The 20,547-nt window shown below is 69.9% G+C and carries 20 protein-coding genes; 12 read left to right on the forward strand and 8 right to left on the reverse strand.

All coding sequences use genetic code 11. The annotated features are described in order from the left end of the window. On the reverse strand, positions 1 to 230 hold a 230-nt coding region (locus ACZ5WE_RS33485), incomplete at its 3' end, for a WXG100 family type VII secretion target (RefSeq protein ID WP_469157313.1). A 187-nt stretch (positions 231 to 417) separates the two neighbouring features. Between ACZ5WE_RS33485 and ACZ5WE_RS33490 the strand changes: the two genes are divergently transcribed. Beyond that, entirely contained in the window at positions 418 to 1,632 is a 1,215-nt protein-coding gene (locus ACZ5WE_RS33490; RefSeq protein WP_467689483.1) for a serine hydrolase domain-containing protein, read from the forward strand. A 101-nt stretch (positions 1,633 to 1,733) separates the two neighbouring features. Here the strand turns inward: ACZ5WE_RS33490 and ACZ5WE_RS33495 are convergent, their stop codons facing one another. Continuing rightward, positions 1,734 to 2,213 (reverse strand): ATP-binding protein, encoded by a 480-nt coding sequence (locus tag ACZ5WE_RS33495; RefSeq protein WP_467689481.1) that lies wholly within the window; start codon positions 2,211 to 2,213, stop codon positions 1,734 to 1,736. A 159-nt stretch (positions 2,214 to 2,372) separates the two neighbouring features. Between ACZ5WE_RS33495 and ACZ5WE_RS33500 the strand changes: the two genes are divergently transcribed. The 3 genes from ACZ5WE_RS33500 to ACZ5WE_RS33510 are packed head-to-tail and all read left to right on the forward strand — an operon-like array spanning position 2,373 to position 3,708. Continuing rightward, positions 2,373 to 3,215, forward strand: coding sequence for a helix-turn-helix domain-containing protein (locus ACZ5WE_RS33500; RefSeq protein WP_467689479.1), 843 nt, complete (start codon positions 2,373 to 2,375; stop codon positions 3,213 to 3,215). Then, a complete protein-coding gene (locus ACZ5WE_RS33505) occupies positions 3,212 to 3,460 on the forward strand; it encodes a DUF397 domain-containing protein (RefSeq protein ID WP_467689478.1) in 249 nt (82 codons plus the stop codon). The genes ACZ5WE_RS33500 and ACZ5WE_RS33505 overlap by 4 nt, the downstream gene beginning before the upstream one ends. A gap of 2 nt (positions 3,461 to 3,462) precedes the next feature. Continuing rightward, positions 3,463 to 3,708: a DUF397 domain-containing protein gene (locus tag ACZ5WE_RS33510; protein WP_467689476.1), complete on the forward strand. Its 246-nt coding sequence runs from the start codon at positions 3,463 to 3,465 to the stop codon at positions 3,706 to 3,708. 17 nt (positions 3,709 to 3,725) lie between these two features. Here the strand turns inward: ACZ5WE_RS33510 and ACZ5WE_RS33515 are convergent, their stop codons facing one another. The 5 genes from ACZ5WE_RS33515 to ACZ5WE_RS33535 form a co-directional block, all read right to left on the reverse strand. Then, the gene (locus tag ACZ5WE_RS33515; protein ID WP_467689475.1) at positions 3,726 to 4,577 is read right to left on the reverse strand and encodes an EamA family transporter; all 852 of its coding nucleotides are present in this window, start codon (positions 4,575 to 4,577) and stop codon (positions 3,726 to 3,728) included. Next, on the reverse strand, positions 4,574 to 5,071 hold the full coding sequence (locus ACZ5WE_RS33520) for a YbaK/EbsC family protein (RefSeq protein WP_467689473.1): 498 nt from the start codon (positions 5,069 to 5,071) through the stop codon (positions 4,574 to 4,576). Before ACZ5WE_RS33520 ends, ACZ5WE_RS33515 begins: the two co-directional genes overlap by 4 nt. Positions 5,072 to 5,153: 82 nt before the next feature. Next, positions 5,154 to 6,740 (reverse strand): penicillin-binding transpeptidase domain-containing protein, encoded by a 1,587-nt coding sequence (locus tag ACZ5WE_RS33525; protein ID WP_467689812.1) that lies wholly within the window; start codon positions 6,738 to 6,740, stop codon positions 5,154 to 5,156. Between the two features lie 316 nt (positions 6,741 to 7,056). Then, the gene (locus ACZ5WE_RS33530) at positions 7,057 to 8,688 is read right to left on the reverse strand and encodes a penicillin-binding transpeptidase domain-containing protein (protein ID WP_467689471.1); all 1,632 of its coding nucleotides are present in this window, start codon (positions 8,686 to 8,688) and stop codon (positions 7,057 to 7,059) included. Positions 8,689 to 8,822: 134 nt separating this feature from the next. After that, the gene (locus ACZ5WE_RS33535) at positions 8,823 to 10,571 is read right to left on the reverse strand and encodes a dolichyl-phosphate-mannose--protein mannosyltransferase (RefSeq protein WP_467689470.1); all 1,749 of its coding nucleotides are present in this window, start codon (positions 10,569 to 10,571) and stop codon (positions 8,823 to 8,825) included. A gap of 63 nt (positions 10,572 to 10,634) precedes the next feature. Here ACZ5WE_RS33535 and rsmI point away from each other — a divergent pair, with 63 nt between their 5' ends. The 7 genes from rsmI to ACZ5WE_RS33570 all read left to right on the forward strand — a co-directional run bounded on the left by rsmI (position 10,635) and on the right by ACZ5WE_RS33570 (position 17,938). After that, entirely contained in the window at positions 10,635 to 11,561 is a 927-nt protein-coding gene (gene rsmI / locus ACZ5WE_RS33540; RefSeq protein WP_467689469.1) for a 16S rRNA (cytidine(1402)-2'-O)-methyltransferase, read from the forward strand. Between the two features lie 192 nt (positions 11,562 to 11,753). Further along, positions 11,754 to 12,170: a hypothetical protein gene (locus tag ACZ5WE_RS33545; RefSeq protein WP_467689467.1), complete on the forward strand. Its 417-nt coding sequence runs from the start codon at positions 11,754 to 11,756 to the stop codon at positions 12,168 to 12,170. A gap of 50 nt (positions 12,171 to 12,220) precedes the next feature. Next, positions 12,221 to 13,111 (forward strand): TatD family hydrolase, encoded by an 891-nt coding sequence (locus ACZ5WE_RS33550; RefSeq protein WP_467689466.1) that lies wholly within the window; start codon positions 12,221 to 12,223, stop codon positions 13,109 to 13,111. A 142-nt stretch (positions 13,112 to 13,253) separates the two neighbouring features. Continuing rightward, complete coding sequence (locus ACZ5WE_RS33555; RefSeq protein ID WP_467689465.1) at positions 13,254 to 14,567, forward strand: ubiquitin-like domain-containing protein; 1,314 nt, start codon at positions 13,254 to 13,256, stop codon at positions 14,565 to 14,567. A 191-nt stretch (positions 14,568 to 14,758) separates the two neighbouring features. Then, complete coding sequence (gene rsmA / locus ACZ5WE_RS33560; RefSeq protein WP_467689464.1) at positions 14,759 to 15,628, forward strand: 16S rRNA (adenine(1518)-N(6)/adenine(1519)-N(6))-dimethyltransferase RsmA; 870 nt, start codon at positions 14,759 to 14,761, stop codon at positions 15,626 to 15,628. Further along, a complete protein-coding gene (locus ACZ5WE_RS33565; protein WP_467689462.1) occupies positions 15,625 to 16,512 on the forward strand; it encodes a 4-(cytidine 5'-diphospho)-2-C-methyl-D-erythritol kinase in 888 nt (295 codons plus the stop codon). Before rsmA ends, ACZ5WE_RS33565 begins: the two co-directional genes overlap by 4 nt. Positions 16,513 to 16,588: 76 nt before the next feature. After that, positions 16,589 to 17,938, forward strand: a complete 1,350-nt coding sequence (locus tag ACZ5WE_RS33570; protein WP_467689461.1) for an acyltransferase family protein — start codon at positions 16,589 to 16,591, stop codon at positions 17,936 to 17,938. Here ACZ5WE_RS33570 and ACZ5WE_RS33575 read toward each other — a convergent pair. After that, positions 17,916 to 18,509 carry a Uma2 family endonuclease gene (locus ACZ5WE_RS33575; RefSeq protein ID WP_467689810.1) on the reverse strand — a complete coding sequence of 198 codons (594 nt, stop codon included), beginning with the start codon at positions 18,507 to 18,509 and terminating at the stop codon, positions 17,916 to 17,918. The two genes, ACZ5WE_RS33570 and ACZ5WE_RS33575, sit on opposite strands and share 23 nt — an antisense overlap. 167 nt (positions 18,510 to 18,676) lie before the next feature. On the opposite strand from ACZ5WE_RS33575, the gene ACZ5WE_RS33580 reads away from it, so the two are divergent. Next, on the forward strand, positions 18,677 to 20,500 hold the full coding sequence (locus tag ACZ5WE_RS33580) for an ABC-F family ATP-binding cassette domain-containing protein (protein ID WP_467689460.1): 1,824 nt from the start codon (positions 18,677 to 18,679) through the stop codon (positions 20,498 to 20,500). Positions 20,501 to 20,547: the final 47 nt, after the last annotated feature.

Here is a 20,547-nt window from a genome sequence, read left to right on the forward strand (position 1 = left end):
TTGCCCGGCGCGTCCTCGAACTCCGCCGTGAAGGATTCCGCGGTCTTGCCCGCCCAGGTGAGGATCGCGTCCTCGCCCGCCATCCCCTTGATGTCACGGAGGACCTTCGACACGTCGTCGGCGAAGTCATGCAGGTTCTTGGCAAGGTTCCGAACCCGGTCCGGATCTCCGGGTGTCGGGTCCTTGTCCAAGTCAAGGACATGCCAATCCGCCGGCCGATTGCCCCCCATGAATTGCCCCCCGCAACCTTTGTGCACCCTGCCTACTGGCCTAAGAGGTTACTGGTTGAGCTCAGAGTGAGGGAAGCGTCGGATGGGCGCCAGGGATGAGGGCGGAGTTCCGTTTCGGTTTTGTTTCGAAGGGCCCTCGGGGTGATCGGTGGGGAATCGGTGGCGGAGTGGGACTGTTCTCCTTGCTATGAGCGACGGGGTGGAGGTCGATGTGGACGCGAGCACAGAGGCGAGGGCGGGGGGTGCCGTACAGGGCGGAGTGGCTGCCGGATTTGAGCCGGTACGCGATGCTTTCATTCGCAACTTTGCTGAGCGAGGGGAAGCGGGCGCCGCCGTCACCGTCTTTCACGACGGTCGCAGGGTCGTGGATCTGTGGGGTGGCACGAAGGACGTCGACGGGGGCGGGGCCTGGGAGCACGGCACCGCCCAGATCGTCCGCTCGGCCACGAAGGGAGTGGCCGCCTCGGTCCTGCTCCTCCTCCACCAGCGCGGCGAGTTGGACCTTGACGCACCCGTGGGCTCCTACTGGCCGGAGTTCAAGACGGAGGGCAAGGAGCGGACACTGGTCCGGGACCTGCTGGCGCACCGAGCGGGCGTGCCCGCCCTCGACCGTCCGCTGACGCCCGCCGAGGCGGCGGACCCCGACGCCGCCGCGGCGGTGGTCGCGGCGCAGGCCCCGTTCTGGGAGCCGGGCAAAGACCACGGTTACCACGCGCAGACGTACAGCTGGCTCACCGGTGAGCTGGTGCGGCGCCTGACGGGCCGCTCCCTCGGGGAATTCGTGGCCGCGGAGATCGCCGGTCCGCTCGGCCTCGACCTGTGGATCGGACTCCCGGAGGAGGAGGCGGGGCGAGTGGGCCGCATCGGGCGCATCTCTCCCCCTGAGCCCCCGGGTGGCCTCAAGACCCGGCCCCGGCGGAACGTCGCCGAGGCGTACGCCGACCCCGACTCCCTCACCCAACGCGCCTTCGGGGCAATCACCCCGACGCCGGACGAGAACGACCCGGCGTACCGGGCGGCTGTCCTCCCCGCGTCCAACGGCATCGCGACGGCCTCGTCACTTGCGCGGTTCTACGCCTCGCTGATCGGTGAAGTGGACGGCGGCGCCCGGCTGTTCACCCGGGAGACGTTGTCCGCCGCCCGCACCGAAGCATCCTCGGGCCCCGACCGCGTCCTCGTAGTCCACACCCGCTTCGGCCTCGGCTACATGTTGCACGGCGGGTCGTCCCCGCTCCTGGGCCACGGCTCCTTCGGCCACCCCGGGCGCGGGGGTGCACTGGGCTTCGCGGATCCGGAGTCGGGGATCGGCTTCGGGTACGTAACCAACGGGATGAACAAGGGAGTTACGGCGGATTCGAGGGCGCAGGCGCTTGTGCGGGCGCTCAAGGGGCTGTCGCTGTGACGTTGCTGGAGCAGGGGGAGGCGTGTTCGGCGGTGTCACATCCGAGTGGGCCTGGCCGTCATCGAGGGAGCAGTGTCCTGTCGGCTGCGGCTGCACTTCGCCTAGTGGTCGGCTTCCGGGTATCGGTCGCGTAGGCGATCTGCCAGGTCCAGCTCGGCGCGGACCGTTTTGCCGATGGGCAGGCGGCCGAGTACCGCCCACCGGTCGGCAAGCGCCTCGACGAGGAGGAGGCCCCGGCCGCTCTCTGCCTGCGGGGGCAGGGTGCCGATTGCGCCGGGGCCCTCCGGGCGACGCTCGCCGCGCGCGTCCGACACGTCGATGCGGAGGGTGCGTGTGTCGAGGCTGAGCCGCAGCTCGAAGTCCCGTCCTGGAACTCGGCCGTGCGTCACGGCGTTGGCGGCGAGTTCGGCCACGAGCAGTGCAGCGGTGTCCGAGGCCTCGGAGTCGTACGGGATGTCCCAGGCGTTGAGCCGGTGCAGGGTGAGGTGGCGGGCGAGGCGGGCGCCTCGCGGCGTGGAGCTGAACCGCTGGCCGAACACACGCACGGTGACCGGCACTTGAGGAGCTGAAGTGGGCTTCATGGCCCCAAAGTGGCCGCCTGCGAGCTCTGCACGCCAGGTCAGCGACTAGCACTCTGCGTCAGAGTACTAGTACGGAGAGTGGACAGGGCTGGCAACTGACCGTAACCATGGGCGGGTTCGGAGTGTGACGCGGGGCGGGCGTACGGGAGGTGTCCTCGTATGACGGACGGTGCGGGCGGGTCGCCGGGCTGCAGTGAGCCGGAGGTGTCGGACAGTCTGCGGACGTTCGGCGAGGTCTTCAAGGCCTTCCGGAGGAGGGCGGGCCTGACCCAGGAGGAGTTCGCCGAGCTGGTGCCGTACTCGGTCCAGACGGTCGCCAAGATCGAGCAGGGCCGCCGCTTTCCTCAGTCGGACTTCGTTGAGCGGGCGGAGGAGGCCCTGGATGCGTTTGGCGCGCTGCGGGGTGCGGCGCGGCATCTTTCGCGGCAGCCGGGGTTGGCCAGTTGGTTTCGGCAGTGGGCTCGGCTGGAGGCGAAGGCGGTGAGTCTGTGCACGTACGAGTGCCGCCTGATCCCGGGGCTATTGCAGACGGAAGCATACGCGCGCACGCTGTTCGTGGACCAACTGCCACCGCTGGGCGACGACCAGATCGAGGATCAGTGGGTGGCCAGGGCGGAACGGCAACGGCTCTTGAGGGAGCGGCCGAACACAGCGTTCAGCTTCATCCTGGAGGAGCACCTATTGCTACGACGGACGGGCGGGGCGGAGGTCACGCGGGAATTGATCGACCATGTTCTGGAGCTGGCGAAGCTGCGGAACGTAGAGGTGCAGGTGATGCCACAAGTTCAAGAGCATCACGCTGGCCTGCACGGTCCCATGCAGCTCCTGGAGACTCCGGAAAACAAGTGGTTCGGCTACCTTGAGGGGCAGGAGACCGGTCAGTTCGTCCCGAGCCCCAACGCAGTCAGCACACTCCAGATGCGGTATGCCAGGATGCGCTCACAGGCCCACTCCTTGGGTGACTCCCGGGCCTTGTTGCAGCGATTGCGAGGAGCGGTATGAGTGCCACTGGGCTGAAGTGGTTCAAGAGCAGTTACAGCAGCAGCGGTTCCGGCGACTGCGTCGAGGTGGCTCTCTCCTGGCGCAAGTCCAGCTACAGCAGCGGCAGTGAGGGCGACTGCGTCGAGGTTGCCGCGTGCCCCGAGACAGTGCACGTGCGGGACTCCAAGGCGCAGGACGGGCCTCAACTCGCCGTCGCCGCCGGAACGTGGCGGAGCTTCCTGTCGTACGCGACGGCAGAGCTGTAGCTATGAACACGTCCGAGCTGGCCTGGTTCAAGAGCAGTTACAGCGGCTCGCAGGGTGATGACTGCGTCGAGGTGGCCCTCTCCTGGCGTAAGTCCAGCTACAGCAGCGGCAGCCAGGGCGACTGCGTAGAGGTCGCCAAACGTCCCGACACAGTGCACGTGCGGGACTCCAAAGTGCAGCACGGACCTCAACTCGCCCTCACCACCGGGACTTGGCGGAGCTTCCTCTCGTACGCGGCGCAGGGCTGAGGCCGCCTCACCCACTCTCACCCCGCGTGCAGCATCAGCCCAATCCCCGCCACCATCAGACCCGCAGCCACCAGCCTCGGCGCCCCGAACTTCTCCTTGAAGAACACCGCACCGATTCCCGCGCCGACGATGATCGAGGACTCCCGGAGTGCCGAGATGGGGGCCAGCTCCGCCTTCGTCTGGGCCCACAGGACCAGGCCGTACGCCGCCACGGAGAGGGCCGCCCCCAGCAGGCCCACCGTCGCGAACGGGCGCAATCTGCCCACCAGTTCGCCGCGCCAGCGGTACGCCGCGTACAGCGGGATGGCCAGGCCCTCCAGGATCATCAGCCAGGCGATGTAGCCCATCGAGGAGCCGGAGGCGCGGACGCCGAGGCCGTCCACCACCGTGTACGCCGCGATCGAGACGCCCGTGGCGAGCGCCGCGCCTATCGCCGCCCAGTCGGGGCGTCGGCCTGATCCTCGTATGCCCCAGAGCGCCAACCCCGTCAGGCCTGCGCACGACACCGCGACGCCTGCCGCCTGCCAGCCGTCGGGCACTTCGCCCGCGAAGACCGCGGCGAGCACCGTCACCACCAGCGGTGCCGTGCCGCGCGCGATCGGGTACGCCTGGCCGAAGTCGCCGAGCTTGAACGACTTCATGAGCAGGGCGTAGTAGCCGACGTGGATGAGTGCGGAGATCGCCAGGTACGGCCATGCCCCGGCCGCCGGTATCGCCGCGAAGGGGGCTATGAGCAGCCCGATCAGCAGCCCGCCACCGGAGATGAGCGTGAAGCCGACCAGCTTGTCCGTGATGTGGTGCGCGATCGCGTTCCAGCTCGCGTGCGTCACGGCGGCCAGCAGTACCGCCGACGCGACAAGCGGCGTCACTTGGCGAGCTCGCGCACGTCCACCAGGGTGCCGTTCGCGTGGTTGATCAGGTCCTTGGGCGTCATGGGGAAGACCGCGTACGGGGTGCCCGCCGCCGCCCACACCACCTCGTGGTCGAGGAGGGAGCGGTCCGCCAGGACCCGGGTCTTCGTCGCGTGGCCGAAGGGCGGTACGCCGCCGATCGCGTAACCCGTGGTCTCCCGGACGACGTCCGCCTTCGCGCGCGTCACCTTCGCCGCGCACAGCTCCCACCGCACGAGCTCCAGGTCGACCCGTGAGGCGCCGTCCATCAGGACCAGGACCGGGACGCCGTCCGCCGCGAAGATCAGTGACTTGCAGATCTGGCTCAGCTCACAGCCGATGGCCGCGGCGGCCTCCTGGGCGGTCCGTGTCGCCTCCGGGAAGCGGCGGACCTCGCTGACCAGGTCAGCGAGGCCCAGTTCGGTCAGGGCCGCGGCGAAACGGGGGTGGGCGGGGGAATCTGTAGCGCTCATGCCCGGCACGCTAGCGGTCCGTGTACCGGGCACGCGACCGTGTATCCGTATAGCGGACGGGCGGGCCCCCGGACATGACCGGCTACTTGTCCGCCAGGAACATCGCCCGCACCAGCGGCCCCGCCGAGTCCCCGCCGTGGCCGCCCTCCTGCACCACCGCTCCCGCCGCCAGATCACCGCGGTACGCCGTGAACCAGCCGTTGGGCTTCTTCTGGCCGTCGACCTCCGCGGAGCCCGTCTTCGCGCCCATGTCGGAGCCGAGGCCCGACATCGGCTTCACGGCCGTTCCCGCCACCGCCGTGTAGTGCATCAGGTCACGCAGGGCCGAAGCCGTCGCGCCCGACATCTTGCGGGGCGCCGTCGCGAGCGTGCGCTTGTCGAGGTCCGGGGAGACCAGATACGGCTGCTTGAACGTGCCCGACTTCACCGTCGACGCCACCGACGCCATGTTCAGCGGGCTCATGCGGACCCCGCCCTGGCCGATCAGAGAGGCGCCCATCTGCGCGTCGCTCTGGACGGGGATCGCGCCGTCGAAGGACGGGACACCGATCGACCAGTTGTCGCGGCCGAGGCCGAAGACCTCCTGCGCCTGCTTGGTCAGGGAGTCGTCCTGAAGCTTCTTGGCCTGGCTGATGAAGGCCGTGTTGCAGGAGCGGGCGAAGCTCGCGCGGAACGTGCCGTCCTTGATCTCGAACTTGTCGTCGTTCTGGAACTTCCAGCCGCCGTACGTCACGTACTTCGGGCAGGGGTGCTTCTTGTCCACTCCCGCGAGCTTCTTCTCCAGGAGCAACGACGACGTGACGACCTTCATCGTCGAACCGGGGGCCAGCGAGCCCTGGAACGCGATGTTGAAGCCGGTCGGGTTCGAGTTGGCCGCCGCCAGGATCTCGCCCGTGCTCGGCTTCACCAGGACGACCGAAGCCTGCTTGCGCTTGGCGGTCTCCTTCTCCGCCGTCGCCTGGAGCGAGGCGTCGAAGGTGGTCTTCAGGGTGCCGGGAGTGCCGGGGGAGAGCGTGAGCAGCGTCTTGTCGGGCGTCGCCTTCGCGTCGTCCTTCGGCGTCGCCGACTTCTCGGCGTCCTTCGCGCTGTCCTTGCGTACGACGCGCAGCTCCACGCCCGCCTTGCCGCCCGCCTTGTCGCCGTACTTCTCGCGCAGGCTGTCCAACACCGTGCCCAGCGAGGGGTACTTCGCCGCTGTCAGTTCGCCGCCGTCCCGGTCCACCGCCTTGATCGGCGGATCCCCGGCCTCACCGGTGACCAGGCGGTCGCCGTCCTTCAGGTCCGGGTGGACGACCGAGGGCTGCCAGCCGACGAGCGTCTTGCCGTCGTGCTTCCTTCGCACCACGGTGAGCTCGGATTCGTACGCGAAGGGCTTGCTCTTTCCCTCGTACGAGACCGTGGACGTGACCGAGAACGGCACCTGCGCGCCCGCCCGCTTGCCCGGCGCCAGCTTCACCTGCGTGAGGTGGGAGTCCTTGGCGTACGCGGTGAGGGCGGTCTTCGCCGCCGAGCTGTCGTCCGTGAGCGCCGCGGCCTTGGCCACGTCGCCCTTCTCCCAGGCGGCGAGGAAGTCCTGCGTGGTGGCACGGACCTCGGCGGCCGTCGGCGGGCCGGCGGCCACCGGCTTCTCGTCGACCGTCGGTCCACCGTCGTCGGACGAGCCGCCCATCAGGCTGTACGCGGCGATGCCCACGCCGCACACCACCACGGCGGCAGCGCCGCCGAGCACACCGGGGTGCACCTTGGCGCTCTTCGCGCCCGGAGCACCCGGGGTGCCTGAGGCCCCCGGAGCACCCGGGATGCCTGAAGCCCCCGGAGCACCCGAAGTGCCCGGTCTGCCCGTGATGTTCTTGATGCCCTTGCGCTCGCTGACGCGCCCTCGCTTGCCCACTGACCCTCCGCAGATCCCAGACCACAGAGCCCCCAAGCCCTGCACCGGAAGGCCCAACACTAGGGGGCTTTCATGAAGCCCCCGACCAATCACCTCAACTGCCTGCGGCAAGCACCGCCGCCACGATAGGGCCGGCCGTATCCCCTCCGTGCCCGCCCTCCTGGGCCACCGCCGCGACCGCCACGTCTCCGCGGTATCCGGTGAACCAGCTGTTGGGCTTCTCCTGGCCGTAGACCTCCGCCGATCCCGTCTTCGCGCCGATGCTGCCGCTGAGCCCGGACATGGCGCGGGCGCCGGTGCCGCTGACCGCCGTGCGGTTCATCATCTGGCGCAGCTGCTGCACCGTGGACGCGGGCAGGCCGCGTGCCTGGGCCAGCTGACGGTCGTCGAGGCCCGGGTCCACGATGACCGGCTGCCGAAAGGCCCCCGTCATCGCGGTCGCCGTGACCGACGCCATGTTGAGCGGGTTCATCTGCACCTTGCCCTGGCCGATGATGGCCTCGGCGCGCTCGCCGCCCGCGGTGGCGGGGACGGTGCCGTCCTGCGTGGGGATGCCGACCTTCCAGTCGAGGCCGAGGCCGAAGCCGTTCTGCGCCTCCTCCGTGAGGGACTCGTCCGTGATGCCGTCCTCGTCGACCAGCTTCACGAACGCGGTGTTGCAGGACCGCGCGAAGCTGTCCGCCAGGGTCGCGCTCTCGTTGGGTGCGAGGCCCGGGAGATTGTCTATGCGCCGGCCCTGCCAGACCGCGGAGTCCGGACAGGGGGCGGGGCCGCTCGCCTTCGTCACGCCCTTGTCGATGAGCATCGCCGCCGAGACGATCTTCATCGTGGATCCGGGGGCCAGCTTGCCCTGGAACGCCGCGTTGAACTCGTCCTGCCGGTGGTTGGCGACCGCGAGGACCTCGCCGGAGCTCGGCTGCACGGCGACCACCGAGGAGTTCGCGTGCTGCGCCACCGCCTTCTCCGCGGCTCGCTGCGCGGGCGCGCTCAGCGTCGTCTTCAGCTTGCCCGCCTTGCCCTTGGCGAGCGTGAGGAGCGTCTCGGTGCCCGCGGCCTCGTCCGCGTGCTGGACGTAGAGCTCGACGCCGGGTGTGCCGCCCGCCTTGTCGCCGTACTTCGCCCGCAGTTGGTCGAGGACCGGGCCGAGCGAGGGGTAGCCCTTCTTGTCCAGGACCTGACCGTGCCGGTCGACGGCCTCGATGGGGGGCGCTGCGGCCTCGCCGGTGGCCAGGGTGTCGTCCCTCTTCAGGTCCGGGTGGACGACCGAGGGGTACCAGTCGACGAGCGCACTGCCGGAGGTCTTGCCGCGGACGACGGTCAGTTCGGAGTCGTACGCGAAGGGCTCGGTCTTCCCCTTGTACGACACCGTGGCCTCGACCGAGAACGGCACGGTCGTGCCGGTGGCCCTGCCCGGCGTGAGCTTCACCTTCGTCAGGTGGGCGTCCTCGCGGTAGCCGGTCAGGACCCGCGAGGCCACTTCCGCGTTGTTCGTGTAGCGAGAGGCCTGCTCGGCGTCGCCCTTGGCCCACGCGGCGAAGAACTTCTCCGTCGTATCGGCGATCTCGCCGCTCGTCGGCGGCCCCGTCTTCACCGTCTCGGGCCCGGACGCCGACGGACCGCCGCCTCCCGTCACGCCGTTCACCAAGTTGTACGCGCCGTACCCCGCGCCCCCGACCATGACGGCGAACACTCCACCGACCAGAGTGATCTTTACCCCTTTGTGCATGCCGCGTCCCCTCCCCAGGAGCCTTCCCGAATGAATTCGGGAAGGTTGCTCGCCGGCAACGATAAGTGGCGAGGGGGACGTACGAGGCTGCCGTTATCCGAAGGTGTCCAAGGTGTGCACTACACGCACGTGGATCAGACCCACGTATCCAGGAGCATCCGGGCCCGCCAGGAATCGATCGGAATGGCCTGGCCGGTGTAAATGGGCCAGAACCAGATGAAGTTCCACAGGATCAGCAGGACCAGGACGCCCGATGCCGCGGCCCCCACGACCCGCCGCCGCTCACTGGACCCGGGCGGACCGAGAATCGCGCCGATCATCATCGCCACGGCCAGACACAGGAACGGCACGAAGACGACCGCGTAGAAGAAGAAGATCGTCCGCTCCTGGTACATGAACCACGGCAGATAACCCGCCGCGATCCCGCACACGATCGCGCCCGCACGCCAGTCCCTGCGGAACACCCACCGCCACAGCACGTAGAGCAGCGCGAAGGCGCCCGCCCACCACAGCATCGGGGTGCCGAGCGCGAGAACCTCGCGGGCGCACTTCTCCGCGGTGCCGGAGGGACAGCCGTCCTTGCCCGGTAGCGGCGACTCGTAGAAGTACGAGACGGGGCGGCCGTCGACGATCCAGCTCCACGGGTTCGACTGGTAGGTGTGCGGCGAGGAGAGCCCCACGTGGAAGTCGTAGACCGCGTGTTCGTAGTGCCACAGGCTGCGCAGCCAGTCGGGCAGGAACGTCCAGGAGCCGCCCTTGCCGTCCGTGGCCGCCCAGTTGCGGTAGTAGCCGCCCGTGCCGTCGGTCGGGGAGAGGATCCAGCCGAGCCAGGACAGGACGTACACACCGATCGCGACCGGCACCGTCGAGACGAACGCCGGGAACACGTCCCGCTTCAGGACCGTGCGGTAGGGACGGTCGGCGCCCGCGACGCGGCGGGCGCCCACGTCCCACAGGACCGTCATCAAGCAGAAGAAGACCATGATGTACAGGCCGTTCCACTTGGTCCCGAAAGCGAGCCCCAGGCAGAGACCGGCCGCCCAGCGCCACGGGCGCCACCCCAGGCGCAGCGTCTCGGCGACGTACGCGTCGGGGCGGACCCGGCCGTCCTCGTCGGCCGGAAGCCCGGCCGCGAGCCGCTCCCGCGCCTTGTCCCGGTCGATGAGGAAGCAGCCGAACGCGGCGAGCACGAAGAACATCAGGACCTGGTCGAGCAGCGCCGTGCGGCTCATCACGAAGTGCAGCCCGTCCACCGCGAGCAGCGCGCCCGCCAGACAGCCCAGGAACGTCGAGCGGAAGAGGCGCCGCCCGATCCGGCACAGCATCAGGACCGACAGGGTGCCGAGCACCGCCGTCATGAAGCGCCAGCCGAAGGGGTCGAAACCGAACATCCACTCGCCGACGCCGATGACGTACTTGCCGACCGGCGGATGCACCACGTACGCGGCGTCCGTGGGGACCGTGATGCCCGATCCCTGCTGCAGGACGGTGTCGTTGACCTTCTCGGGCCAGTTGACCTCGAAGCCCCGGTGGATCAGCGCCCAGGCGTCCTTGGCGTAGTACGTCTCGTCGAATATCACGGCCTTGGGGCTGCCGAGATTCCAGAACCGGGTGAGCCCCGCGACGAGGGTGATCAGCAGCGGGCCGATCCAGCCCGACCACCGGACCAGTTGACCTGCGTAACGCTTCGGCATGCCGATCGACGCCCACAGGCGCGGGCTCGGCTCCGTGTACGCGGGCACGAGCCGGGCCCGGACATCGGCGGTGGGCTCGGTGGGACGCGCCACATAACCGAAGCGGCGCAGCCTGTGCTGCCACGACGGCTGCTGCTCCTCGGCTGCCTGGCCCTGGCGGGTGTCCGGGGAAGACGCGGTACTGGTCACCGCGCCATCGTAGGGAACCCGACTGTGTGAGTCCCGCGCCCCGGCCCCTGCGAGGATGGAACCGTGACAGGAAGCGCAGATTCTCCCAACAACCCGTCCCCCGGAAACCCCTCTCCCGGGACCCTCGTCCTCGCGGGCACGCCCATCGGCGATGTCGCGGACGCTCCGCCGCGGCTCGCGGCCGAGTTGGAGTCCGCCGACGTCGTGGCCGCCGAGGACACCCGGCGGCTGCGCAGGCTCACGCAGGCGCTCGGCGTGCAGGTGGGCGGGCGCGTCGTCTCGTACTTCGAGGGCAACGAGAGCGCGCGCACGCCCGATCTGGTCGAGGCCCTGGTCGGCGGTGCGCGGGTGCTGCTCGTGACGGATGCCGGGATGCCGTCGGTGTCCGACCCCGGGTACCGCCTCGTCGCCGCCGCCGTGGAGAAGGACATCCGGGTCACGGCCGTGCCGGGGCCCTCCGCCGTGCTCACCGCGCTCGCGCTCTCGGGGCTTCCGGTGGACCGCTTCTGCTTCGAGGGCTTCCTGCCGCGCAAGGCGGGCGAGCGGCTCTCGCGGCTGCGCGAGGTGGCCGACGACCGTCGCACTCTCGTCTACTTCGAGGCACCGCACCGTATCGACGACACCCTCGTCGCGATGGCCGAGGCGTTCGGCGACGAGCGCAGGGCCGCGGTCTGCCGCGAGCTGACCAAGACGTACGAAGAGGTCAAGCGCGGTTCGCTGAAGGAACTCGCCGAGTGGGCGGCCGACGGCGTACGCGGTGAGATCACCGTCGTCGTCGAGGGCGCACCGGAGAAAAGCCCCGGTGACCTGGGCCCGGATGAGCTGGTGCGCAGGGTGCGGGTGCGCGAGGAGGCGGGGGAGCGACGCAAGGAGGCGATCGCCGCCGTCGCGGCCGATGCGGGGCTACCCAAGCGCGACGTGTTCGATGCGGTTGTCGCGGCAAAGAATGCGGCTCGGGCCGCCCCATCGGACGGCAAAGGACTATCGTGAAAGGCAAAGTGCGGGCCGTGCAGCGGGCCTGAAGGCTAAGGAAAGGCCAAATCGGCTTCAACTGTCGACAGGTCTGATGCGCTCGCTCCGGGAAAGGCGTCCACTGGTCAAAGGGGACGCACCCGTCCCCACGCTTCCGGTCGGGGGAAGCCCGATCCGGCAGCGCTTGTCCAGCGGACAAGAGGAGCTGGCATGAGTGAGATCGCCGACACGGGTCACCACACCACGGCGTCCACCGCGACAGACACCGTTCACGAGTCCTACGCCTTCGCCTGCATGAGGTGCGGGCACGGCTGGGAACAGTCGTACGACATCGAGCATCACGTGGACGGCAAGGGCAAGGAATTCGTGACGTACGTGGCGGACGGCCGGCACGTGCCGTCGCCCCTGACCCGGCCGACATGCCTGAACTGCGGCGGACATGTCGTACGGATCATGCGGGCCGGGCAGGTCTCGTCGGTGCTCGATCTGATGCAGCGGCACCACACCCCCAAGGCGGTCGTGGCGGAGGAGGCGGGGGCCGAGGAGGCGCGGCCCCGGGAGCCCAAGCAGCACCACTGGCACCTGTCGGCGCTGCTGCATCCCTTCCACCACCGCAAGGCGGGCTGACGCCGACGTCTGGTGAGGTCGGGCTGAGGCCTCCTTCGTAGGATCGGGGCATGCCTTCCACTTCCAAAGACGCCGATGCCAAGAACGCCGCGCCGCCGCTGCCCGAAGCCCTTCGGGTGGCGGTCGCCGACTCCCACACCCACCTCGACATGCAGTCGGGGACGGTGGACGAGGGGCTCGCCAAGGCCGCGGCGGTCGGCGTGACGACGGTCGTGCAGGTGGGCTGTGACGTGGCGGGTTCGCGCTGGGCCGCGGAGACGGCCGCCGCGTACGAGAGCGTGCACGCCACCGTCGCCCTGCATCCCAACGAGGCGCCGCGCATCGTGCACGGCGATCCCGACGGCTGGTCCCGGCAGGGCGCGCGCGAGGCGGGCGGCGACGCCGCGCTGGACACCGCGCTCGCCGAGATCGACAGGATGGCGGCGCTGGCGCAGGTCAAGGGCGTGGGCGAGACCGGGCTCGACTACTTCCGCACCGGGCCCGAGGGCAAGGCCGCCCAGGAGCGGTCCTTCCGCGCCCACATCGAGATCGCCAAGCGGCACGGCAAGGCTCTGGTCATCCACGATCGCGAGGCGCACGAGGATGTGCTGCGGATCCTGAAGGAGGAGGGGGCTCCGGAACGCACCGTCTTCCACTGCTACTCGGGTGACGCGGCGATGGCCCAAGTCTGCGCGGAGCACGGGTACTTCATGTCCTTCGCGGGCAATGTGACGTTCAAGAACGCGCAGGGGCTGCGGGACGCGCTGGCGGTCGCCCCGCTCGAACTCGTCCTCGTGGAGACCGACGCGCCCTTCCTCACGCCCGCTCCCTACCGCGGACGGCCTAACGCGCCGTATCTCATTCCGGTCACATTGCGGGCGATGGCCGAGATGCGGGGGATCGGCGAGGACGCCATGGCCGAGGCGATCTCGGCCAACACGGCACGCGCCTTTGATTACTGACCGATAACGCCCATACCCCCGCGGTTCAGGGCAGCGCCACGACACTGCGTAGTCGCGCTGCTTTGGAGAGTGACGGTTGCTCCGCTAGGTTCTGGTCCGCCTCGCCCGATCCGGACCAGAACGAGAACGCTGGAGCGTCGTCGTGAGTCATGCGCCGCAGTCGCCGCAGTACGCGACGTCTTACGAGACGTCCTATGGGGGCGGCACGACCTATGAGCCGGAGCCCGAGCACGAGCCGGAGCCGGAGTTCTTCCCCCGGCAGGCCACGGTGGTCATCCCCGACGGAGGGCGGGCCGAGGCGCGGCGGGCCGCCCGGCGCAAGAAGACGAAGCCGCGGCCCGGTCCGCGCTCGCAGGCCCCCTCCGAGCGGCCCGAGTCGTTGCGGCGGCTGTTGCCGCAGGCGCTGGTCGTCGCCTTCCTCGCGGGCGGCACCTCCGCCTTCGTCGCCAACGACAAGGCCGTGCGGCTGAGTGTCGACGGCGAGTCGCGGACCCTGCACACCTTCGCGGACGACGTGGGCGAGCTGCTCGAGGACGAGGGCGTGGACTTCGGCACGCACGACATCGTGGCGCCGACCGCGAGCACGGCCCTGGCCAGCGGCGACGAGATCGCCGTCCGCTACGGCCGGCCCGTCAAGCTCACCCTCGACGGGCAGCGGCGCGAGGTGTGGACGACGGCACGCACGGTGGACGGGGCGCTGCGGCAGCTCGGGGTGCGGGCCGATGGCGCCTATCTGTCGGCCTCGCGGAGCAAGCGGATCGAGCGGGACGGCCTCGATCTCGACGTACGGACCGAGCGCACGGTGACGATCATGGCGGACGGGCGTGAGCGGACCGTCCGTACGAACGCGGCGACCGTGCGGGAAGTGGTCGAGGAGTCCGGGATCAGCCTGAACGGCCAGGACACGACCTCCGTTCAGCCCGACAGCTTTCCGCGCGACGGGCAGACGATCACCGTCATGCGGATCTCCGGGCGCAAGGAGGTGCGCGAGGAGCCGATCCCGTTCGACGTGCGGCGGACGCGGGACGCGTCGCTGTTCGCCGGTACGGAGGTCGTCGAGCGGCAGGGGCACCAGGGGACCCGCCGGATCACGTACGCGCTGCGGACGGTCAACGGCGTCAAGCAGAAGCCGCGGCGGCTGCGGTCGGAGGTGGTGCGGGAGCCGCAGACGCAGATCGTGAAGGTCGGCACGAAGCAGCGTCCGAGCTCGGTAGCGGGGGCGGAGGGCCTGAACTGGGGCTCGCTGGCGCACTGCGAGTCGGGCGGCCGCCCGAACGCGGTGGACCCGTCGGGGACGTACGGGGGGCTGTACCAGTTCGATACGCGGACCTGGCAGGGCCTCGGCGGCTCGGGCCGCCCGCAGGACGCTTCCGCGAGCGAGCAGACGTTCCGTGCGAAGAAGCTGTACGTGCAGCGGGGGGCCAGTCCTTGGCCGCATTGTGGGGGGCGGTTGTAACGAGCGCTGCTGACTGCGGCTGTTCGCTGGTCGTTGCGGGGCAATCGGGTGGGTGGCCGGGAGAGCTTGTTCGTCCAGGGTCGGATGCGGGGTGATCGGGCGGGTGGGTGGGGAGGCTTGGTCGGTCAGGTGGCCGCGGGGGCACCGGCAGCTGGTGGGGGCCCAGGGGCCAGGACCCGTAACCTGGGGGGGTGAGCAACACTGAGCCCGGCAGCCTTCTCGGCGCCGCCGACATCCGCGAGCTGGCAGCCGCCCTTGGCGTACGCCCGACCAAGCAGCGCGGCCAGAACTTCGTCATCGACGCCAACACCGTCCGCCGCATCGTCCGCACCGCGGAAGTCGGCCCGAAGGATGTGGTCGTCGAGGTCGGTCCCGGTCTCGGTTCGCTGACCCTCGCGTTGCTCGACACCGCGGACAGCGTGATCGCGGTCGAGATCGATGACGCTCTCGCCGGTGCGCTGCCGGCGACCATCGGAGCCCGCCTCCCCGCGAAGGCCGACTCCTTCGCGCTGGTGCACAGCGACGCCATGCTCGTGCGCGAGCTGCCGGGCCCCGCCCCGACCGCGCTGGTCGCCAACCTTCCGTACAACGTGGCCGTGCCGGTCCTGCTGCACATGCTCGACACCTTCCCCAGCATCGAGCGCACGCTCGTGATGGTGCAGGCAGAGGTCGCCGACCGCCTCGCCGCGGCACCGGGCTCGAAGGTGTACGGCGTGCCCTCCGTGAAGGCGAACTGGTACGCCGACGTGAAGCGCGCCGGCTCCATCGGACGCAACGTCTTCTGGCCCGCGCCGAACGTCGACTCGGGCCTCGTCTCGCTCGTGCGCCGCACCGAACCAGTCAGGACCACCGCTTCGAAGAAGGAAGTCTTCGCCGTCGTCGACGCGGCCTTCGCCCAGCGTCGCAAGACCCTGCGCGCCGCCCTCGCCGGATGGGCGGGCTCGGCGGCAGCGGCCGAGGCGGCCCTCGTCGCCGCCGGAGTCTCGCCACAGGCGCGCGGCGAGGCGCTGACTGTGGAAGAGTTCGCGCGGATCGCCGAGCACAAGGGAGCCGCTTCGTGAGTGTGACCGTCCGCGTTCCCGCGAAGGTCAATGTCCAGCTCGCCGTGGGCGCCGCGCGCGCGGACGGCTTTCACGACCTTGCCAATGTCTTTCTCGCGGTCGGGCTGTACGACGACGTCACCGTGACGCCCTCCGAGGAGCTTCGCGTGACCTGCTCCGGGCCCGATGCCGCGCAAGTCCCCCTGGATCGCACGAACTTGGCGGCCAGGGCCGCCGAGCTCCTTGCCGCGCGCCATGGACGTACGGCCAATGTGCACATCCACATCGCCAAGGACATCCCCGTCGCGGGCGGCATGGCCGGCGGCAGCGCGGACGGCGCGGGCGCGCTCCTGGCCTGCGACGCGCTGTGGGGGACGGATGCCTCGCGCGAGGAACTCCTCGACATCTGCGCCGAGTTGGGCAGCGATGTGCCGTTCAGCCTGGTGGGCGGGGCGGCGCTCGGCACGGGGCGTGGCGAGAAGCTGGAGATCCTGGAGGTCGGCGGCAACTTCCACTGGGTGTTCGCGGTGGCCGACGGCGGGCTCTCCACGCCCGCGGTCTATCGCGAGTTCGACCGGCTGACCCCCGACGCTCCCGACCCGAAGGCGTCCCCGGCGCTCCTCGATGCCCTGCGCGAGGGGGACGTCCGGGCTCTCGCCGGCGCCGTCGCCAACGATCTCCAGCCCGCGGCTCTGTCTCTCTTCCCCTCGCTCGCCGACACCCTCGCCGCGGGCACGGAGGCGGGCGCCCTGGCCGCGCTGGTCTCCGGATCCGGGCCCACGACGGCGTTCCTGGCGGCGGACGCCGAGTCCGCGCGACAGGTCGCCGAAGCGCTTGCGGCCTCCGGCACCTGCCGCACCGCGCGGGTGGCGGACTCTCCGGCGCCGGGCGCCACGCTGCTCTAGGAGCGCGGGTACTCAGGCGCGGATCTGAGTACGTGAGCGCTGACGCCGGGCCCGCGGTGCGCGCGACCGTACGTACATGGGATCAAGCGTTCGCGAACTGGCCGAGAAGACGCCCACCGGGCGTGACCGGTACATCGACCTGCTGCGGGTCGCCTCGCTCGGCACGGTCGTCGTCGGCCACTGGCTGATGGCGGCGGTGACCGTCGGGGACGACGGCCGCACCGAGGTCGGCAACCTCCTCGCGGTCGTGCCCGACCTCCAACTGCTCACCTGGGCGCTGCAGATCATGCCGGTGTTCTTCTTCGTCGGCGGCTTCTCGCACGCGCTCTCGTACCGCTCCCTGAGCCGGAAGGCTCCCGGCGTTTGCGTCTACTCGGCGTTCCTGCGGGCACGGCTGCAACGGCTGCTGCGGCCGACGATGGTGTTCATAGGCGTGTGGGGAGCTGCCGCGCTCCTTGTCCAACTCCTGGGCGAGCGTGGTGCGTTGCTGGATGTGACGCTGCGGCTCGTGGCCCAGCCGCTGTGGTTCATCGGCATCTACCTGGCGATGGTGGCCTTCACGCCGCCGCTGCTGAGGCTGCACGAGCGGTACGGGTGGGGCGCGTTCGGCGCTCTGGTTCTTGCCGCGGGTGCGGTGGACGTGGCGCGCTTCGCCTTCGGCGTCCCGTACGTGGAGTTCCTCAACTTCGCCTTCGTGTGGCTCGCCGTGCATCAGCTCGGTTTCCTGCGGGCGGACGGCAGGCTGCGGGTGCGGGTGCCCGCGGCCATGGCGGTGGCCGGCCTCGCGGGAGCCGCGGCCCTGGTGGCCCTCGGCCCGTATCCCCTCTCGATGGTGGGCATGCCCGGCGAGCGCGTCTCGAACATGGCACCGCCGACCTTCGCCCTGCTCTGCCACGGGGTCTGGCTGGTGGGCGCGGTGGAGCTGCTGCGGGGACCCGCGACGCGGTGGCTCAAGCGCCCGCGGGTGTGGCGGGGCGTGGTGGCGGCGAACGGGGTCTCGATGACGGCGTTCCTGTGGCACCTGACGGCGATGCTCGGGGTGTACGGGGTGCTGATCGCCGCCGACGTGCCGCTGCCGGAGCCCGCCACGGGGGAGTGGTGGGTGCAGGTTCCCTTGCGGATGGGGGCCGCGGTGGTGGTCACCGGGGTGCTGGTCGCGGTGTTCCGGCGCTTCGAGAATCCGGGCACGGCAAGGAAGGTGATGAGTGCGGCGCCGGGTGCCGCCTCGGGTCCGGCAGCGGCCGTGGGCGTCACGCTCTGCCTCTTCGGCGTGCTCGGCCTCTCGATGGTCGGATTCGGGGGACTTCTCGAGGGGCGTACGGCACTGCTGATCGCGGTGCGGGTGACGGCGCCGGTCGCGGTGGGGATGGCGTTGCTCGGGTGGCTCCTTGTGGAGCGGGCGCCTACAGCTCGTCGATGGCGGTGAGGTCGATGTCGACGTCGAACGGGACGCTGATCTTGAGGTGGTCGTGGTGGATTCCGGTCAGGGCGTACGTGCCGGTGACGCCACCGAGTTGATAGACCTGGACCACTGGGTGGCTGTCGTCGCCCGTCATCTCGACGAGCCAGAAGTGAGGGATCCCCGCCGCGGCGTATTTGTGGGGCTTGGTGTCGCGATCGCGGGCCTCGGATTCGGGGGACACGACCTCCACGGCGAGCGTGACGTCAGCGGCTGCGTAGCGCGTCAGGGCCCGGCTGGTGACGGCCTCTGAGCGGACGACGGAGATGTCGGGCTCCGGGCCGTTGCGCTTGTCGAGCACGACGGTCATCTCGCGTCTGACCTTCAGCTCTCGCGGCGATGTGCGGCGCAGCCCGTTGACCAAGAGGTCGATGGCGATGGTGTGGAAATCCCGCTGCGGACTCACGAAGACCAAACTCCCGTCGAGCAACTCTGTGTGCGGCGGGAGATCAGGCAGCGTGAACAGGTCGTCCACGGTGTAGCCGTCCAACGGTGGTACTGGCCAGCGGCACCCGTCGTGCAGGGACTCGGCGGTCATGGTTCCTCCCATGTACGGGATTCTTCGGCCTGTCCCGCAACGGTAGCCGCCGTTTCCGCAGACCGTCATCACAAAGGGTGATCGTCCAGGCACCCAGGAGCGGGCGATGGCCGTCCCGTACGGGCGACTACGCTGGAGGTCGATCGATCCCCTTCCCTGGAGCGTTAATGGCCGTCAACCTGGTCAATGTCGAGGCAGTCAGCAAGGTGTACGGCACCCGTGCCCTGCTCGACGGTGTCTCCCTCGGCGTGTCCGAGGGGGACCGGATCGGCGTCGTGGGGCGCAACGGAGACGGGAAGACGACCCTCATCCGCATGCTCGCCAAGCTGGAGGAGGCGGACTCCGGGCGGGTCACGCACAACGGCGGGCTGCAGCTCGGCGTGCTCACCCAGCACGACTCCCTCGACCCCGAGGCCACCGTGCGGCACGAGGTCATCGGTGACCTCGCCGATCACGAGTGGGCGGGCAGCGCCAAGATCCGGGATGTGCTCACCGGCCTGTTCGGCGGGCTCGACATGCCGGGCTTTCCGCAGGGCCTCGACACCGTCATCGGTCCGCTCTCCGGTGGCGAGCGGCGCCGTATCGCGCTGGCGAAGCTGCTCATCGGCGAGCCCGACCTGATCGTGCTCGACGAGCCGACCAACCACCTGGACGTCGAGGGCATCGCCTGGCTCGCCGAGCACCTGCGCACGCGGCGCTCGGCGCTCGTCTGCGTCACCCACGACCGCTGGTTCCTGGACCAGGTGTGCACGCGCATGTGGGACGTACAGAGTGGATCCGTCTTCGAGTACGAGGGCGGATACTCCGACTACGTCTTCGCCCGCGCCGAGCGTGAGCGCATCGCGGCCACCGAGGAGACCAAGCGCAAGAACCTGATGCGCAAGGAGCTGGCCTGGCTGCGGCGCGGCGCACCCGCCCGCACCAGCAAGCCCCGGTACCGCATCGAGGCCGCCAACGAACTCATCGCCGACGTGCCGCCGCCCCGGGACAGCAGCGAGCTGATGAAGTTCGCGACGACGCGGCTCGGCAAGACCGTCTTCGACCTGGAGGATGTGACCGTCCAGGCCGGGCCCAAGGTGCTGCTCAAGCACCTGACCTGGCAGCTCGGTCCCGGCGACCGCATCGGCCTGGTGGGTGTCAACGGCGCGGGCAAGACCTCGCTGCTGCGGGCGATGGCGCAGGCGCAGCGCTCCGACGGCGACGTACAGCCCGAGGCGGGGCGTGTGGTCGTCGGCAAGACCGTGAAGCTGGCCTACCTCTCGCAGGAGGTCGCCGAACTCTCCCCGACGCTGCGGGTGTTGCAGGCCGTGCAGCAGGTGCGTGAGCGGGTCGACCTCGGCAAGGGCCGGGAGATGACCGCCGGGCAGCTCTGCGAGACGTTCGGCTTCAACAAGGAGAAGCAGTGGACGCCGGTCGGTGATCTGTCCGGCGGTGAGCGGCGGCGGCTCCAGCTGCTTCGGCTCCTGATGGACGAGCCCAACGTCCTCTTCCTCGACGAGCCCACGAACGACCTGGACATCGAGACGCTGACGCAGCTCGAGGACGTCCTCGACAGCTGGCCGGGGTCCATGGTCGTGATCTCCCACGACCGGTTCTTCCTGGAGCGCACCACCGACAAGGTCTTCGCGCTGCTCGGCGACGCCACGATGCGGATGCTGCCGCGTGGCATCGACGAGTACCTGGAGCGGCGCAAGCGGATGGCACAGGCGGGCGTCCCGTCGGCGCCGCTCGCCGCGTCCGCCGCGCCGTCCGCCGCCCCGCAGAAGGCGGCGGTCTCCTCCGCCGACGCCCGCGCGGCGAAGAAGGAACTCCAGAAGATCGAGCGGCAGCTGGACAAGATGTCCACGAAGGAGACGTGGCTGCACGCCCAAATCGCCGATAACGCCACCGACTTCGAAAAGGTGGCGAAACTGGACGCCGAGTTGCGTGAACTCGTCAGCGAGCGCGACGAGTTGGAGATGCGCTGGCTGGAGCTCGCGGAGAGCGCGTAGAGGTCTCGTAACGGACGCATCACGGGCCGGTCCTCCCTTGGGAACAG

This window comes from Streptomyces sp. NPDC033180, assembly GCF_055577645.1.